14 protein-coding genes and 1 pseudogene are annotated in these 15817 nt (G+C 60.4%); 13 read left to right on the forward strand and 2 right to left on the reverse strand.

Annotated features, from left to right (window positions below; all coding sequences use genetic code 11):
* The first annotated feature begins 5 nt into the window (after window positions 1–5).
* Both ACYP2A_RS06310 and ACYP2A_RS06315 read left to right on the forward strand, forming a co-directional pair.
* Entirely contained in the window at window positions 6–446 is a 441-nt protein-coding gene (locus ACYP2A_RS06310) for a CreA family protein (protein WP_459743847.1), read from the forward strand.
* A gap of 88 nt (window positions 447–534) precedes the next feature.
* Window positions 535–1923 (forward strand): annotated as a pseudogene (locus tag ACYP2A_RS06315) (diguanylate cyclase domain-containing protein); the annotation flags it as partial.
* 55 nt (window positions 1924–1978) lie between these two features.
* Here ACYP2A_RS06315 and rpsT read toward each other — a convergent pair.
* Window positions 1979–2251: a 30S ribosomal protein S20 gene (gene rpsT / locus ACYP2A_RS06320; protein WP_459743740.1), complete on the reverse strand. Its 273-nt coding sequence runs from the start codon at window positions 2249–2251 to the stop codon at window positions 1979–1981.
* 235 nt (window positions 2252–2486) lie between these two features.
* Here rpsT and murJ point away from each other — a divergent pair, with 235 nt between their 5' ends.
* The 6 genes from murJ (at window position 2487) to ispH (ending at window position 9837) form a co-directional block, all read left to right on the forward strand.
* The gene (murJ, locus tag ACYP2A_RS06325) at window positions 2487–4028 is read left to right on the forward strand and encodes a murein biosynthesis integral membrane protein MurJ (protein WP_459743741.1); all 1542 of its coding nucleotides are present in this window, start codon (window positions 2487–2489) and stop codon (window positions 4026–4028) included.
* A gap of 63 nt (window positions 4029–4091) precedes the next feature.
* The gene (ribF, locus tag ACYP2A_RS06330; protein WP_459743743.1) at window positions 4092–5042 is read left to right on the forward strand and encodes a bifunctional riboflavin kinase/FAD synthetase; all 951 of its coding nucleotides are present in this window, start codon (window positions 4092–4094) and stop codon (window positions 5040–5042) included.
* The gene (gene ileS, locus ACYP2A_RS06335; protein WP_459743744.1) at window positions 5039–7870 is read left to right on the forward strand and encodes an isoleucine--tRNA ligase; all 2832 of its coding nucleotides are present in this window, start codon (window positions 5039–5041) and stop codon (window positions 7868–7870) included. Before ribF ends, ileS begins: the two co-directional genes overlap by 4 nt.
* Window positions 7863–8384, forward strand: a complete 522-nt coding sequence (lspA, locus tag ACYP2A_RS06340; RefSeq protein ID WP_459743745.1) for a signal peptidase II — start codon at window positions 7863–7865, stop codon at window positions 8382–8384. Before ileS ends, lspA begins: the two co-directional genes overlap by 8 nt.
* Window positions 8377–8835, forward strand: a complete 459-nt coding sequence (locus ACYP2A_RS06345; protein WP_459743747.1) for an FKBP-type peptidyl-prolyl cis-trans isomerase — start codon at window positions 8377–8379, stop codon at window positions 8833–8835. Before lspA ends, ACYP2A_RS06345 begins: the two co-directional genes overlap by 8 nt.
* A gap of 54 nt (window positions 8836–8889) precedes the next feature.
* Window positions 8890–9837, forward strand: coding sequence for a 4-hydroxy-3-methylbut-2-enyl diphosphate reductase (gene ispH, locus ACYP2A_RS06350; RefSeq protein ID WP_459743748.1), 948 nt, complete (start codon window positions 8890–8892; stop codon window positions 9835–9837).
* Between the two features lie 15 nt (window positions 9838–9852).
* Here ispH and ACYP2A_RS06355 read toward each other — a convergent pair whose 3' ends face one another.
* Window positions 9853–10347 (reverse strand): GspH/FimT family pseudopilin, encoded by a 495-nt coding sequence (locus tag ACYP2A_RS06355; RefSeq protein ID WP_459743750.1) that lies wholly within the window; start codon window positions 10345–10347, stop codon window positions 9853–9855.
* A gap of 118 nt (window positions 10348–10465) precedes the next feature.
* Between ACYP2A_RS06355 and ACYP2A_RS06360 the strand changes: the two genes are divergently transcribed.
* Genes ACYP2A_RS06360 through ACYP2A_RS06380 form a run of 5 tightly spaced genes read left to right on the forward strand, consistent with a single transcriptional unit; the run spans window position 10466 to window position 15809 of the window.
* The gene (locus ACYP2A_RS06360; protein ID WP_459743751.1) at window positions 10466–10930 is read left to right on the forward strand and encodes a GspH/FimT family pseudopilin; all 465 of its coding nucleotides are present in this window, start codon (window positions 10466–10468) and stop codon (window positions 10928–10930) included.
* Complete coding sequence (gene pilV / locus ACYP2A_RS06365) at window positions 10927–11436, forward strand: type IV pilus modification protein PilV (RefSeq protein ID WP_459743753.1); 510 nt, start codon at window positions 10927–10929, stop codon at window positions 11434–11436. Before ACYP2A_RS06360 ends, pilV begins: the two co-directional genes overlap by 4 nt.
* Complete coding sequence (locus tag ACYP2A_RS06370) at window positions 11436–12134, forward strand: prepilin-type N-terminal cleavage/methylation domain-containing protein (protein ID WP_459743755.1); 699 nt, start codon at window positions 11436–11438, stop codon at window positions 12132–12134. The genes pilV and ACYP2A_RS06370 overlap by 1 nt, the downstream gene beginning before the upstream one ends.
* Before the next feature lie 14 nt (window positions 12135–12148).
* A complete protein-coding gene (locus tag ACYP2A_RS06375; RefSeq protein WP_459743756.1) occupies window positions 12149–12652 on the forward strand; it encodes a pilus assembly PilX family protein in 504 nt (167 codons plus the stop codon).
* On the forward strand, window positions 12639–15809 hold the full coding sequence (locus tag ACYP2A_RS06380) for a pilus assembly protein (RefSeq protein WP_459743757.1): 3171 nt from the start codon (window positions 12639–12641) through the stop codon (window positions 15807–15809). The genes ACYP2A_RS06375 and ACYP2A_RS06380 overlap by 14 nt, the downstream gene beginning before the upstream one ends.
* Window positions 15810–15817 lie beyond the last annotated feature (8 nt).

The following is a 15817-nucleotide window of genomic DNA, read 5'->3' on the forward strand; positions in this document are numbered from 1 at the left end:
CGCTGATGCTGTGCTGGCCTTTGCTGGCAGGCGCTGAAGAGATTGGCCAGGTGTCGACGGTGTTCAAACTGGTCGGCCCCAACGACCGGATCATGGTCGAGGCGTTCGACGACCCCGGTGTCGAAGGCGTGACGTGCTACCTGTCGCGGGCCAAGACCGGCGGCGTGAAGGGCGGTCTGGGCCTGGCCGAAGACCGCGCCGAGGCGTCGATTGCCTGCCGTCAGGTCGGGCCGATTCGCTTCAAGGGCACGCTCAAGGACGGTGAGGAGGTGTTCAAGGAGCGCACTTCGCTGGTGTTCAAGACCATGCAGGTGGTGCGTTTTCTCGATCAGAAGCGCAACACGCTGGTGTACCTTGTCTACAGCGACCGCCTGATCGAAGGCAGCCCGCAGAATGCGGTGACTGCGATTCCGATCCTGCCTTGGGCCAATACGACCGCGCCTTGATTGTGGCTGGGGTGATGATAGTAATATGTCATCACTTTTCCGCTGCTAGATGGTGATGTGTCATGTTCGCCCTGTCTGACTGCTAGTCGTGCCGCGCCGCTTTTTCTCCTCGCCCTCTGTCATACGGCCGCTGCTGTTGCTGCTGTGCGCCATCACGCTGGCCTTTCTCTGGGTGCTGTATGTTCAGCAGCGGGCCCATTCGCGTGATGAGGCGCTGGCCGCCAAGTCGGCAGAGCACCTTAATCTGGCAACCATTGCCGCGCAGAACCTGCGTCAACTGGTCGATCGTGCTCAGGCTGTAGGTCGGGTGGCGCGGGGCGACATGGATGGTTCTGTGGATAACTACCGGTCTCTGGTGCGCATGCTCGCCGAAGATACGGTGTTCAAGCGCATGGCGCTTTATGGTCTGGGTGGTCATCTGCTGTCTGCCAGTCATCCCGATACGTCGGCGCAATTGCCACCGCGTGTGCTTGCGCAATTGCATGAACATGTCGAGCGCTATGGCCTCACGGCGCTGTTGCTGGGGCCTGACAGCCTCCCGGTGCCCGTCGGACGATTGCCTTTTCTGCTGCCACTGACCCACTCCGCGACTGGGAAGATGGAGAGCATCCTTGTCGTGCAGCTGGATGCCGAGTATCTGGCGGCGCTGTTCGAGCATATCGATCTGGGGCGTAGCGGCATGATGCGTCTGCTCGATGGCGAGCAGCGCGAGCTGTTGCGGGTGGCCAGTGGTGGGGTGATGGTTTCTGGCGGTTCACCGGCAGCGTCGCAGGATCGTGGGCAGTACCAAAGCCTCTATGCGGCCGTGCCGCAGCGCGGTTTCAGTGTGGTGGTCAGTCAGGCTTACGATGAGATCCTGGCCTCGTCGCGGCAGATTTATCAGCGTCAGCTCTGGCTGAACCTGTGCATGACGCTGGTGATACTCGGCGCGGTCCTGTGGATCTTGCACGGCTTGCGCAAGCGCCAGGAAGCTTTTGTGGCGCTGGACCATGCGGCTGCCACCGATCACCTCAGTGGCCTGCATAACCGCCGCAAGTTTCTCGAAATTGCACCTCGGGCCTTGCTGGATCAGTGCGGCAGAGGGCGGTTACTGGCCATTCTGTTCATTGATATGGACCGCTTCAAGTCGATCAACGATTCGCTGGGGCACAAAGTGGGTGATCTGCTGTTGCAGGCCGTGGCCGGGCGAATTCAGGGGTTGCTGGCGGCGGGTGATCAGGCGGCACGTTTCGGTGGCGATGAGTTTGTCGTGCTGCTTGCCGGTGAGCGCAATGAGGCGCAGGTCGAGGCCTGGGTTCAAGCGTTGGTGCAAAGGTTGACGGAAGTTTATGCGCTGGGCGAGCACCGGGTGCACAGCAGTCCCAGTGTGGGGGTCGGCCTGTGTCCGGATGACGGGCAGGATATCGACGAGCTGATTCGGGTTGCCGATGCGGCCATGTATTCGGCCAAGCGGGCAGGGCGTGGGCAGTACCGCTTCAAAAATCAGGCAATAAAAAACCGGCCCTGAGGCCGGTTTTTCAAGAACAGATCAATCAGGCAGCTTCTTTCAGAGCCTTGATGTGACCATTCAGGCGGCTCTTGTGGCGAGCAGCCTTGTTCTTGTGGATGATTCCCTTGTCGGCCAGACGGTCGATGACAGGAACAGCCAGAGTGTAAGCGGCTTGCGCTTTTTCTGCGTCTTTTGCGTCAATGGCTTTAACTACATTCTTGATGTAGGTACGAACCATGGAACGCAGGCTGGCGTTGTGGCTGCGACGCTTCTCAGCCTGTTTTGCACGTTTTTTGGCGGAAGGTGTGTTGGCCACCGTCAAGCTCCTCGAAAGACTTTATGAATTAGCTTACAAACAAGGCCGCGAATCATGCCGATGAGTGGATGTGTTGTCAAGGGCGGATGCCTGGTTCCGCTGAGCGGTCGTAGCATGACGCCGGTACTTCACTTCCACTGCGCGACCTGTAAACTCGCGCACCTTGGCTTCGGGCTCATTTGGGGCGCGGAGTATTGCATGCATGAGTCGATTGGTCGAGGCGCGTAACTCTTAAATGAATCTGCTCAAGTCACTGGCTGCGGTCAGCTCCATTACCATGTTGTCCCGGGTCCTGGGCTTCGTGCGCGATACCATCATCGCTCGGGCCTTCGGTGCCGGCATGGCGACCGATGCCTTTTTCATTGCCTTCAAGCTGCCCAACCTGCTGCGGCGCATTTTTGCCGAGGGGGCGTTTTCCCAGGCGTTCGTGCCAATCCTGGCCGAATACAAACAGCAACAAGGCGAGGAGGCGACCCGCACCTTCGTGGCCTATGTCTCGGGGCTGCTGACCCTGGCGCTGGCACTGATCACTTTGCTGGGCGTGATCTTCGCACCCTGGATCATCTGGGCCACGGCGCCGGGCTTTGCCGACACACCGGAAAAATTCGCCCTGACCAGCGACCTGTTGCGGGTGACGTTTCCTTATATATTGCTGATCTCGTTATCGTCGCTGGCGGGCGCGATTCTCAATACCTGGAACCGCTTTGCCGTGCCGGCCTTCGTGCCGACCCTGCTTAACGTCAGCATGATCGGCTTCTCACTGTTCCTGATTCCGTATTTCGATCCGCCGATCATGGCGCTGGGCTGGGCGGTGCTGGTCGGTGGCCTGCTGCAGTTGCTGTACCAGCTGCCGCACCTGAAAAAGATCGGCATGCTGGTGCTGCCGCGCCTCAACCTGCGCGATTCAGGCGTGTGGCGGGTGATGAAGCAGATGCTGCCGGCCATTCTCGGCGTGTCGGTCAGCCAGATCTCGCTGATCATCAATACGATTTTTGCCTCGTTTCTGGTCGCCGGCTCCGTGTCGTGGATGTACTACGCCGACCGCCTGATGGAGCTGCCGTCCGGCGTGCTTGGCGTGGCGCTGGGGACGATCTTGCTGCCGACCCTGGCCAGAACCTATGCCGACAAGGACCGTAACGAGTATTCGCGCATTCTCGACTGGGGCCTGCGCCTGTGTTTTGTACTCGTCTTGCCGTGCACCCTGGCGCTTGGCCTGCTGGCTGAGCCGTTGACCGTCTCTCTGTTTCAGTACGGCCAGTTCGATGCCCATGATGCGGCCATGACCCAGCGGGCGCTGGTGGCCTATTCGGTCGGTTTGCTGGGCCTGATCCTGATCAAGGTGCTGGCGCCGGGCTTTTATGCTCAGCAGAACATTCGCACGCCGGTCAAAATCGCGGTCTTCACCCTGATCGTCACGCAACTGCTGAACCTGGCATTTATCGGGCCGTTGCAGCACGCAGGCCTGGCGCTGGCGATCAGTGTCGGCGCGATCATCAACGCCGCGCTGCTGTTCTGGCAGTTGCGTCGTCAGGACCTGTTCCAGCCGCAGCCGGGCTGGATGAAGTACCTGTTCAAACTGTGCCTGGCCGCCGGCGTGATGTCGGGCGTGCTGCTGGGGATGCTGCATTACATGCCGGCCTGGGACCAGGGCGGCATGCTGGAGCGCTTCGTGCGTCTGGGGATTCTGGTGGTGGCCGGTGTGGTGAGCTATTTCGCCATGCTGCTGTTGCTGGGCTTTCGTCTCAAGGATTTTGCCCGCAAGGCGATCAAGGCGTAAGGCGCCTGTCACCCTGGGGCCTGTCTGGGTATAATCGGCCACTTTATGAGCAAGAAGCGCGTTATGCAGCTGGTTAGAGGCCTTCACAACCTGCGCCCCCAGCACCGGGGCTGCGTCGCCACGATTGGCAATTTCGACGGTGTTCACCGTGGCCACCAGGCTATCCTGGCGCGCCTGCGTGAGCGGGCCGTCGAGTTGGGCGTGCCCAGCTGCGTGGTGATTTTCGAGCCGCAGCCGCGTGAATTTTTCGCCCCCGATACCGCACCTGCGCGTCTGGCACGGCTGCGCGACAAGATCGAGCTGCTGCGTGCCGAGGGCGTTGACCGGGTGTTGTGCCTGTCGTTCAATCAGCGCTTGAGCAAACTCAGCGCTGCCGAGTTTGTCGAGACCATCCTGATCGACGGGCTCGGTGTCAGGCACCTTGAGGTCGGCGACGATTTCCGTTTCGGCTACGACCGCTGCGGCGATTTCGACTTTTTGCAGCAGGCTGGCGCCGATCATGGTTTTACCGTCGAGGCGGCACAGACCGTCGAGATAGAAGGCGTGCGGGTCAGCAGCACCAAGGTGCGCAAGGCCCTGGCCGCCGCAGACTTCCTGTTGGCCGAGCAACTGCTCGGTCGCCCGTTCGCGATTGCCGGGCGTGTGTTGCATGGTCAGAAGCTGGCCCGCCAGTTGGGCACGCCCACCGCCAATGTGCAGCTCAAGCGCCGTCGCGTGCCCTTGAGCGGGGTCTACCTGACCAGCACCCTGATTGATGGCCAGGTCTGGCCGGGTGTCGCCAATATTGGCGTGCGCCCGACCGTGGCCGGTGACGGCAGCGCCCACCTCGAGGTGCACCTTCTGGATTTTGCCGGTGATCTCTATGGCCGGCGTTTGACGGTGGTCTTCCACCAAAAGCTGCGCGATGAGCAGCGTTTCGCCTCGCTGGAGGCGCTCAAGACGGCGATCAATGCGGACGTCGCCGCCGCCCGTGCCCATTGGCATGGCCAACCGCTAACCAAGAGCCTGAAATGACCGACTACAAAGCCACGCTAAATCTTCCGGACACCGCCTTCCCGATGAAGGCCGGCCTGCCCCAGCGCGAGCCGCAGACCCTGCAGCGCTGGGACAGCATTGGCCTGTACCAGAAGCTGCGTGAAATTGGCAAGGACCGGCCCAAGTTCGTCCTGCACGACGGCCCGCCCTATGCCAATGGCAAGATTCACATCGGTCATGCGCTGAACAAGATCCTCAAGGACATGATCGTGCGCTCCAAGACCCTGTCGGGCTTCGACGCGCCGTATGTGCCGGGCTGGGACTGCCACGGTCTGCCGATCGAGCACAAGGTCGAAGTCACCCACGGCAAGAACCTGGGCGCCGACAAGACCCGCGAGCTGTGCCGTGCCTATGCCACCGAGCAGATCGAAGGCCAGAAGGCCGAGTTCATCCGCCTGGGCGTGCTGGGCGACTGGAACAACCCGTACCTGACCATGAACTTTGCCAACGAGGCCGGCGAAGTCCGCGCCCTGGCCGAGATGGTCAAGGGCGGCTTCGTGTTCAAGGGCCTCAAGCCCGTCAACTGGTGCTTCGATTGCGGTTCGGCACTGGCCGAAGCCGAAGTCGAATACCAGGACAAGAAATCCTCGACCATCGACGTGGCTTTCCCGGTCGCCGATAAAGAAAAACTGGCTGCCGCCTTCGGCTTGTCAGCGCTGCCAAAGCCTGCGGCCATCGTGATCTGGACCACCACCCCGTGGACCATCCCGGCCAACCAGGCGCTGAACGTTCACCCTGATTTCACCTACGCGCTGGTCGATGTCGGTGACCGCCTGTTGATTCTGGCCGAAGAACTGGTCGCCTCGTGCCTGGCGCGCTACAAGCTCGAAGGTTCGGTGATTGCCACCGCGACCGGCAAGTCGCTGGAGTTGATCAACTTCCGCCACCCGTTCTATGACCGCCTGTCGCCGCTGTACGTGGCCGGCTACGTCGAACTGGGTGCCGGCACCGGTGTTGTCCACAGCGCCCCGGCCTATGGCCTGGACGACTTCAACATCTGCAAGCAATACGGCATGAGCAACGACGACATCCTCAGCCCTGTGCAGAGCAATGGCGTGTATGCCGAGTCGCTGGAGTTCTTTGGTGGCCAGTTCATCTTCAAGGCCAACCAGAACATCATCGACAAGCTGGCCGAAGTCGGCAACCTGCTGCACACCGAGACTATCAGCCACAGCTACATGCACTGCTGGCGCCACAAGTCGCCACTGATCTACCGCGCCACCGCGCAGTGGTTCGTGGGCATGGACAAGCAGCCTGCGACCGGCGACACCCTGCGCGAGCGCTCGCTCAAGGCCATCGACGACACCAAGTTCGTTCCGGCCTGGGGCCAGGCGCGCCTGCACTCGATGATCGCCAACCGCCCGGACTGGTGCATCTCGCGTCAGCGCAACTGGGGCGTGCCGATCCCGTTCTTCCTGCACAAGGAAAGCGGCGAGCTGCACCCACGCACCGTCGAGCTGATGGAAGAAGTGGCGCTGCGCATCGAGAAAGAGGGCATCGAGGCCTGGTTCAAGCTCGACGCCGCCGAACTGCTCGGTGACGAAGCGGCTCAGTACGACAAGATCAGCGACACCCTGGACGTCTGGTTCGACTCCGGCACCACGCACTGGCACGTGCTGCGCGGCTCGCACAACATCGGCCATGACAGCGGCCCGCGTGCCGACCTGTACCTGGAAGGCTCCGACCAGCACCGCGGCTGGTTCCACTCATCGCTGCTGACCGGTTGCGCCATCGACAACCACGCGCCGTACCGCGAGTTGCTGACCCACGGCTTCACCGTCGATGAAAGCGGCCGCAAGATGTCCAAGTCGCTGGGTAACACCATCGAGCCGCAGAAGGTCAACGACACCCTGGGCGCCGACATCATGCGTCTGTGGGTTGCCGCGACCGACTATTCCGGTGAGATCGCCGTCTCCGACCAGATCCTGCAGCGCAGTGCCGACGCCTACCGGCGTATCCGCAATACCGCACGCTTCCTGCTGTCGAACCTGTCGGGCTTCAACCCGGCCACCGACCTGCTGCCGGCCGAAGACATGCTGGCACTGGACCGCTGGGCCGTGGATCGCGCATTGCTGCTGCAACGCGAGCTCGAAGAGCACTACAGCGAATACCGCTTCTGGAACGTCTACTCGAAGGTCCACAACTTCTGCGTGCAGGAGCTGGGTGGTTTCTACCTGGACATCATCAAGGACCGTCAGTACACCACCGGTGCCAACAGCATCGCGCGGCGTTCGTGCCAGACCGCACTGTTCCACATCAGCGAAGCGCTGGTGCGCTGGATCGCGCCGATCCTGGCGTTCACCGCCGACGAGCTGTGGCAGTTCCTGCCGGGCGAGCGCAACGAGTCGGTGATGCTCAACACCTGGTATGAAGGCCTGAGCGAACTGCCGGAAGGCTTCGAACTGGACCGTGCCTACTGGGAGCGCGTCATGGCCGTGAAAACGGCAGTCAACAAGGAAATGGAAAACCTGCGCGCTGCCAAAGCCATTGGTGGCAACCTGCAGGCCGAAGTGACCCTGTACGCCGAAGACGCACTGGCGGCCGACCTGACCAAACTGGGCAACGAGCTGCGTTTCGTGCTGATCACCTCGACCGCCTCGGTGGCGCCATTGCTGTCGGCCCCGGCCGATGCGGTGGTCACCGAAGTGGCGGGTCTGAAGCTCAAGGTGGTCAAGTCCGGTCACGCCAAGTGCGCCCGTTGCTGGCACCACCGCGAAGACGTCGGCAGCCACGCCGAGCACCCGCTGATCTGCAACCGTTGTGTGGATAACCTGAGCGGCGCAGGCGAGGTTCGCCACTATGCTTGATAAAGGCGTGCCTAAAACCGGTTTGGGTCGCTTGTCCTGGTTGTGGTTGACGCTGCTGGTTCTGGTCGTTGACCAGGCCAGCAAGTACTACTTCGAGCACTCGCTGAACCTGTACCAGCAGATCATCGTCATTCCGGACTATTTCAGCTGGACCCTGGCCTATAACACCGGCGCTGCTTTCAGCTTTCTGGCGGATGGTGCCGGCTGGCAGCGTTGGTTGTTTGCCCTGATCGCGATTGTGGTCAGTGCGGTGCTGGTGGTCTGGCTCAAGCGTCTGGGGCGTGACGACACCTGGCTGGCGATTGCCCTGGCGCTGGTGCTGGGTGGGGCGATCGGCAACCTGTATGACCGCGTGGTGTTGGGTCATGTGATCGATTTCATTCTGGTGCACTGGCAGAACCGCTGGTACTTCCCGGCGTTCAACGTGGCCGACAGCGCGATCAGCGTCGGCGCGGTCATGCTGGCGCTGGACATGTTCAAGAGCAAGAAAAGCGGAGAAGCCGTTCATGACTGACTATTCGGCAAGCGAGCAGCGCATTGGCCAGAACACTCAGGTCACCCTGCATTTTGCCCTGCGTCTGGAAAACGGCGACACGGTAGACAGCACCTTCGACAAGTCGCCGGCGACCTTCAAGGTCGGCGATGGCAACCTGTTGCCGGGTTTTGAAATGGCGATCTTCGGCTTCAAGGCCGGCGATCACAAGAACGTGCGAATCCTGCCGGAAAACGCCTTTGGTCAGCCCAACCCGCAAAACGTGCAGATCATGCCACGCTCGCAGTTCGAGGGCATGGAGCTGTCCGAAGGCCTTTTGGTGATCTTCAACGATGCGGCGAACACCGAGCTGCCGGGTGTGGTCAAAGCGTTCGACGATCAACAGGTGACCATCGACTTCAACCACCCTCTGGCCGGCAAGACGCTGGACTTCGAAGTGCAAATCTTCGACGTCAAGGCTCTGGATTCCTGAGTCGACATCAGGCCCGGCCAAGGCCGGGCCTGATGCCAAACTACGAGGCACAGCATGCAAATCAAACTCGCCAACCCCCGCGGCTTCTGCGCCGGAGTGGACCGTGCGATCGAAATCGTCAATCGCGCCCTCGAAGTGTTTGGCCCGCCGATTTATGTGCGTCATGAAGTGGTACACAACAAATTCGTCGTCGAAGACCTGCGTGCCCGTGGCGCGATCTTCGTCGAAGAGCTGGACCAGGTGCCGGACGACGTCATCGTGATCTTTAGTGCCCACGGCGTTTCCCAGGCCGTGCGCACCGAAGCCGCCGGGCGTGGCCTGAAAGTGTTCGATGCCACCTGCCCGCTGGTGACCAAGGTGCACATCGAGGTAGCCAAATACAGCCGTGACGGCCGCGAATGCATCCTGATTGGCCATGAAGGCCACCCGGAAGTCGAAGGCACCATGGGCCAGTACGATTCCAGCAATGGCGGCTCGATCTATCTGGTCGAAGACGAGGAAGATGTCGCCAACCTGCAGGTGCGCGACCCTGAACGTCTGGCTTTCGTGACCCAGACCACGCTGTCGATGGATGACACCAGCCGGGTCATCGATGCCCTGCGCACGCGCTTTCCGGCAATTGGCGGGCCGCGCAAGGACGATATCTGCTACGCCACGCAAAACCGCCAGGACGCGGTCAAGCTGCTGGCCGACGAGTGCGAAGTGGTGCTGGTCGTGGGTAGCCCCAACAGCTCCAACTCCAACCGCCTGCGTGAGCTGGCCGAGCGCATGTCGACCCCGGCCTACCTGATCGATGGCGCCGAAGACCTGCAACGCAGCTGGTTCGACGGCATCACCCGCATCGGCATCACCGCCGGAGCCTCGGCACCGGAAGTGCTGGTGCGCGGCGTCATCGAGCAACTGCATGCCTGGGGCGCGACCGGCGCCGAAGAGCTGGCAGGTCGCCCGGAAAACGTGACGTTCTCGATGCCCAAAGAACTGCGCGTCAAGTCGCTGACCTGATCCGAGCGGGCAGCTTCAGCCGCAGAGGGCCTGATCGGCCTCTCGCTCGACGACCCGGACATGCCCGGTGATCGCCACCACCACCCGGTAGTGGCTGACCGGGCGGTCTTTCAGGCATACGAAAAGACTGCCGTTGCCTGAGCCTTGCAAACCACCGAGCCCCCCGAAACTGAGCTTTTGTACAACCTTGCTGTTGCCGACGATGCGCACCTTGCCATTCAGTGCGCGCTCGACCAGCAGCGGATTGTCCGGGCTGCCGGCAGGCGGCTCGGTGAGAATGCGCCAGCCCTGGCTCCAGTCTTCGTCGATGGCCTCGATACTCACCGTCTGGTTGCGGGTAATGGCCGCCACCCGCGCCGAGCGGATGCCACTGGCCAGCTCCCGGGCCGCCACCAGACGCTGCTGGGCCTGAAACAACTGACTCAATTGCGGTACAGAGACTTGCACCAGAATCGCCAGGACGGCTATCACAACCATGAGTTCTACCAACGTGAAACCGCTCTGTTTCAAGATTCTTCCTCCCTGGAAGTACATTTCCTACACTCGTCACCGTCAAAAGACCGTATATCCTTCTAGAGTTGTCCCATGTTGCAGCGGCTCTATAGTCGTAACGTCAAGGAGACACTCAATGCGTGATAGAGCCAAGGGGTTCAGCCTGGTTGAACTGTTAATCACTGTGTCGGTGGTGGGCATACTGGCAGCCATAGCCATGCCCAGCTTTACCCAGACGGTGCAGGGCAATCGGGCCGATACCGAGGTGGGCGACCTGCAACATGCGCTCAACTATGCGCGGTTGGAGGCGATCAACCGTGGGGTGACCATGCGCATCGCGCCGGTGAGTGGTTCGGACTGGACCACGGAATTGAAGGTCACCCGCAGCAGCGATACGGACACGGTATTGCGCACGGTCGCTGCCATGGCCAGTGGTGCAGCAGTGGGGACGGGGAATGTCGCGGCCATCGAGTTCAATAATCTGGGCGGGATGGTGACGCCGAGTGCGGCTGTGACCATGACCTACACCCGAGGATCGCTGACCCGGACCTTGTATGTGTGTTTGACCGGACGAATCATGCTGACGGGAAGCTGCGGATGAACTGTAAACGTCGAAGTACCCAGTCGGGCATGACGCTGATCGAAGTGCTGGTGTCGCTGCTGGTATTGGCCATCGGCTTGCTGGGTGCAGCGGCTATCCAGATCAATGCGCTGAAATATACCGACAGCTCGACCATGAGCAGCCAGGCCAGTTTTATCGCCTACGACATGATGGACCGCATTCGCGCCAATGTGGACGGTAACGCCGCTGCCAATGGCTCTACCAATGTGCTGGCAACTTATGCGCTGAGCAGCCTGAGCGCCGCGCCGGTTGCCTCAAACAACGCCCGTGACAGGGATCTGGCGGACTTCAGGACGAATATCATCGCTTTTGCCAGCGACTCTGGCGCCAACAGCAATATTGTCGTCAATAAGCCAGTCGTGACCATCACGGTCACTTGGGATGAGACCCGGGCCGCCAGTGCCAGTGCAGTTGCCAGCGGCCAGACGCCGGATGCCACTACCCAGAAATCCTTTGTACTCACTTCGCAAGTCGGGGTGAATTGATGAGTTACCGTAGCCGGGGCTTCGGTCTGGTCGAGATCATGGTTGCACTGGTGCTGGGGCTGGTGGTCAGCATGGGCATCATCCAGATATTCAGCGCGTCGCGCGGCACCTTTCAGAGTCAGAACGCCGCTGCGCGCATGCAGGAAGATGCGCGTTTTGTGCTCAGCAAAATGATTCAGGAGCTGCGCATGACCGGGATGTATGGCTGTCTGAGCCTCAGCAGTTATGTGCCGATCACGCCGGCTATCGCTCTGCCTTCGGTGCTGGATAGGCCCATTTTCTGGGACAGCACCACCAGCACTCTGACATTGGTCACCGCCGACATCGGGTCGACTGGAACTGTACCAACCTGGACCATCATTTCCGATTGCCAGACCAGCTCTCAGCTTTACTCGGGCGCACGTACGCCCGCAGCCGGACAGACCGCCTTTGCATTGCGCCAGGTGGAGTATTCCTTCAGTAACGGAACGTTGTTTATAGGGCCGGTGAGCAACAGGCAGCCCTTGTTGCAGAACGTTAGCAACATGGGGGTGCTATTTGGGATGGCTGGTAACCCGATGACCTATACCGACACTATTACGGCGGCCAACGCCGGCAATATCCGTAGCGTACGTTTGACGGTGACCTTGAGAGACCCTGACGGTCGGGTTGAGGATCAGCCATATTCCGTGGTCGCTTATCTGCGCAATCGCTTTTGAAGGGGCTGTACGTGATGAACAGGATACAGTTACAAACAGCCCCGACGTTCAAGACTCGCCAACGCGGTATGGTGTTGCTGGTCAGCCTGGTGTTTCTACTGTTGCTGACGATGCTGGGTATTTCCTCGATGCAGAACGCTACGTTGCAGGAAAAGATGGCCGGCAGCGTGACCCAGCGCAACCTGTCCTTCCAGAAGGCCGAGGCGTCCCTGCGTGTGGGCGAGGCGTGGGTGACAAGCAACGCTTCAAGTGTGGCCAGATGCACCTCGCTCACCACCTGCGCACCGCCCGCCGAGTCCACTACAGTGACAACTCCTGGCCTCAATACAACATCGGGGGTGACTTGGGTCAGCACAAGTTCCGGGCTCTATGGGGTTCAGAACCTGGGCACCACCGCCACACCGATCAAGCGTCCGCCCACTTGTGGAACCGGCTCTGTGATCATGTATCGAGTGACCTCTGTGGCCATTCAGGGAAATTCGCGTACCGTGCTGGAGAGCATTTATGCCAATTGCTAAGGCGCTGCTGACAGTGTTCTATGGCTTCTTGCTGGTCTTGTATCTGGCGACGCCCGCCTATGCCTTCAACCCGTCTCAGGTGCCATTGCTCAGTACCTCGGCAGTCACACCCAATGTCATGCTGCAAGTAGACAACTCCGGCAGTATGGACACCATCCTTACCGCCGCCAGCTTCGATCCCTCGGCGAACTGGGGGGCCGTTTACAAGGCCGACTACAACTGCCTGTTGTTTCTGTGCAGTTATACGCGTACGCAGGTTCTCAATGGCACCGCTGATTATGTTTTCATCAGCAACCTGAGCCGGGGCAACTGCAACAGTGGCTCTTACGCGTTTTACCGCAGTCTGACGTCACCTTCGTCGACGATTATCTGCATTGCCCTGGCAGACCCGGCAGGCTCCGGCGATACCCGTTACCCCATCGATTATCTGGCTTATCTGGTCGCCGAGGTCGTGGCCGGACGCAGCGTGACCGCCATTCCGACACAAAGCCGCCTGACCACAGCCATCAGTGTGGCGCTGAGTCTGGTGCAAAACAACCGTGCCCTGCGCATGGGGCTGGCTGGCTATAACGCCCCGACCACTACTGATCGTGGGCCGGGCGGTAGCATCAAGCAGCCCATTGTCGATCTGTCACCTGTGACGGCCACCACTTACCAGGCGGCTGTCAGTCAGTCGACCGCTGACACCAACTACGCCAACCTGCGCAATGCCATCTCGGCCATCAAGGCTGAAGCCAACACGCCACTGGCCGAAACCTATTTCCAGGTGACCCGCTATATGCGGGGGCTGGCGCCGTCGCCTTCGTATACGGGTTCGCCGGCCACGTTTACCAGCCCGATCCAGTACCGCTGCCAGAAAAACTATGGCGTGGTGATCACTGACGGCTTGCCCACCTATGACCGGACCTTTCCGACCAACGATCCGGACGATCCCAATGGCTGGCTGCCCAATTGGGACCGTGTCGCCAATGACGGCCCTAACCTGCTGGGCGACGGGGAGGGCGATACGCTGTACTTCGATGACATCGCCAAATTCGCCTACGACATCGACATGCGCAAGGACTCGCGAACCACCGGTGGCGACCTGACCGGCAAGAGCTGGGATACCGCAGGCTTCCCTACACAGAATATGAGCACCTACGCGATTGGCTTCACGCTGGACAACCAGATGCTGATTGATGCGGCCGACAGTACGCACGGCCGCGGTCTGTATTTTCAGGCCAACGACAGTGCCGCGCTGAACACTGCATTGAATCTGGCGCTGAGTGATATCTATGCCAAGGCGGGCTCCGGTGGGGGCGGTACTTCAAACTCTTCTACTCTGCAGACCGGGACCCGTTTCTACCAGACGCTCTATGACCCGGCGACCTGGCGCGGCACTATCCGTGCTTACAATCTCAATGCCAGCACCGGTGCGCTGGGTGCGCTCGCCTGGACCACCGACACCACCATTACCAGCAGTACTACGGCGCCGACCTTCGAGTCCTGGAGCACGGCGGCGACCCCGACCCGGATCGCGCTGGACTACGCCAATTTTTCCACGGCCCAGCAGACTGTCCTCAACACCAGTCTGCCCACAGGCGTCACCGGAGCAAACCTGATCAACTGGACCAAGGGCACCGCCAATGCCAGCCTGCGCACCCGGACCCAACTACTGGGCGATATCGTCAACTCACCCTTGGCGGCGGCTTTACCGACTGACAAGACTGCCGCTGATCTGATTGGCGACAGCACCTACACCGACTACCTGAGCACCAAGGCTGCCAACATGACCAACAGCCTGCTGGTCAACGCCAACGATGGTTTCTTCAACGTTCTTACCACCGCCAGCGGCGCACGTCGTTACGCCTATATGCCGTCCACGGCACTGTCTTCGTTGTCGACTATAGCCTCGACCAGTTACGGCTCCGGTGTTCACAAGTTCACTGTCGACGGTCAAATTGCGGTCTTCGATACCCAGGCCGGTTCCGGCACGGCTTGGCGAACCGTGGCCTATGGGGGCACCGGCGCAGGCGGCAAAGGGTTTTTCGCGATCAAACTGTTCGAGGGCACCAGCAATACGATCAGTGCATTGTGGGAGGTAAAGGCGCCTGACACCTCTGACACCAGCAACAGATTCAATAACCTCGGTTACACCTACTCAAAGCCTGAGGTGGCGCGCCTGGCCAACGGCACTGGGGTCATGATCGTGGGCAATGGCTACGGCAGTTTTACCGGCCGGGCATCGCTTTATGTGATCAATGCAAACACCGGGGCATTCATTACCGAGATCCAGACGCCGATCCTGAACAGCGAGACTGATAACGGCCTATCGTCGGTCAAGCTGCGGGTCAACTCGCAGAATGTGGTGCAGGCCGCTTATGCCGGTGACCTCAAGGGACGGATGTGGAAGTTTGATTTGAGCGCTACAGATCCAGCCAACTGGAGAGTGGCCTTCAGCGGTCAGCCGCTGTTTACTGCGCCACTTGGCGCCAGTCAGCCGATTACGGTACAACCGTTGGTGCTCGATCATCCGTTGAACGGCAAGATTGTCTATTTCGGCACTGGCAAGTTCAACGAGACCACTGACAAGCAGACCACTGCCCAGCAGGCGTTCTATGCCATCTGGGATGCCGATGCCGGAACCGGCAGTATCGTCCAGTCCAACCTGCAGCCGCAGGCGATCAATGGCACGGTGACGGGGGCCAATGCGACGTACTTCACCTCGACCAGCAACGATGTCGACTGGGCAACCCGCAAAGGCTGGTATTTACCTCTGGCAACCGCCGCGCCTTATCTGGGCGAGCGAATCATTTATCCTGCATTGACCAGCCGAGGACGGGCGATCTTCACTACAGCGGCGGTGAATTCTAATGATCCGTGCGAGAGTACCGGTACCGGGCGCCTGTTCGAACTCAATGCGGCCACCGGTAGCATGCTCACTTATCCGGTGCTCGATACCACGGGCGATGGGGTGGTGAACTCCAGTGACGGCATCATTTCCGGTAAGGCCTACGGCGGCGGGATTCCAGTGGTCAACTCAGTGCTGGCAGCCGAAGATCCAACCAAGAATGATGTGAAGATCGTCACTGATTCCAGTGGCAACATCAACGCTGAGTCTGAAGCGGGCGGAGCAACATCGACCTTCCAGCGCATCATGTGGCGACAGATCCAATAGCAAGGAGC

The sequence above is a fragment of the Pseudomonas sp. 3A(2025) genome (assembly GCF_054589175.1).

Excerpts from the sequence above, each read along its gene's own strand:
- ACYP2A_RS06345 (WP_459743747.1), top strand. The coding sequence starts at position 8,377 with ATGACTGACTATTCGGCAAGCGAGCAGCGCATTGGCCAGAACACTCAG.
- ACYP2A_RS06360 (WP_459743751.1), top strand. The coding sequence starts at position 10,466 with ATGCGTGATAGAGCCAAGGGGTTCAGCCTGGTTGAACTGTTAATCACT.
- pilV (WP_459743753.1), top strand. The coding sequence starts at position 10,927 with ATGAACTGTAAACGTCGAAGTACCCAGTCGGGCATGACGCTGATCGAA.
- ACYP2A_RS06310 (WP_459743847.1), top strand. The coding sequence starts at position 6 with ATGCTGTGCTGGCCTTTGCTGGCAGGCGCTGAAGAGATTGGCCAGGTG.
- ispH (WP_459743748.1), top strand. The coding sequence starts at position 8,890 with ATGCAAATCAAACTCGCCAACCCCCGCGGCTTCTGCGCCGGAGTGGAC.
- ACYP2A_RS06380 (WP_459743757.1), top strand. The coding sequence starts at position 12,639 with ATGCCAATTGCTAAGGCGCTGCTGACAGTGTTCTATGGCTTCTTGCTG.
- murJ (WP_459743741.1), top strand. The coding sequence starts at position 2,487 with ATGAATCTGCTCAAGTCACTGGCTGCGGTCAGCTCCATTACCATGTTG.
- ACYP2A_RS06375 (WP_459743756.1), top strand. The coding sequence starts at position 12,149 with ATGAACAGGATACAGTTACAAACAGCCCCGACGTTCAAGACTCGCCAA.
- ribF (WP_459743743.1), top strand. The coding sequence starts at position 4,092 with ATGCAGCTGGTTAGAGGCCTTCACAACCTGCGCCCCCAGCACCGGGGC.
- ileS (WP_459743744.1), top strand. The coding sequence starts at position 5,039 with ATGACCGACTACAAAGCCACGCTAAATCTTCCGGACACCGCCTTCCCG.
- ACYP2A_RS06370 (WP_459743755.1), top strand. The coding sequence starts at position 11,436 with ATGAGTTACCGTAGCCGGGGCTTCGGTCTGGTCGAGATCATGGTTGCA.
- lspA (WP_459743745.1), top strand. The coding sequence starts at position 7,863 with ATGCTTGATAAAGGCGTGCCTAAAACCGGTTTGGGTCGCTTGTCCTGG.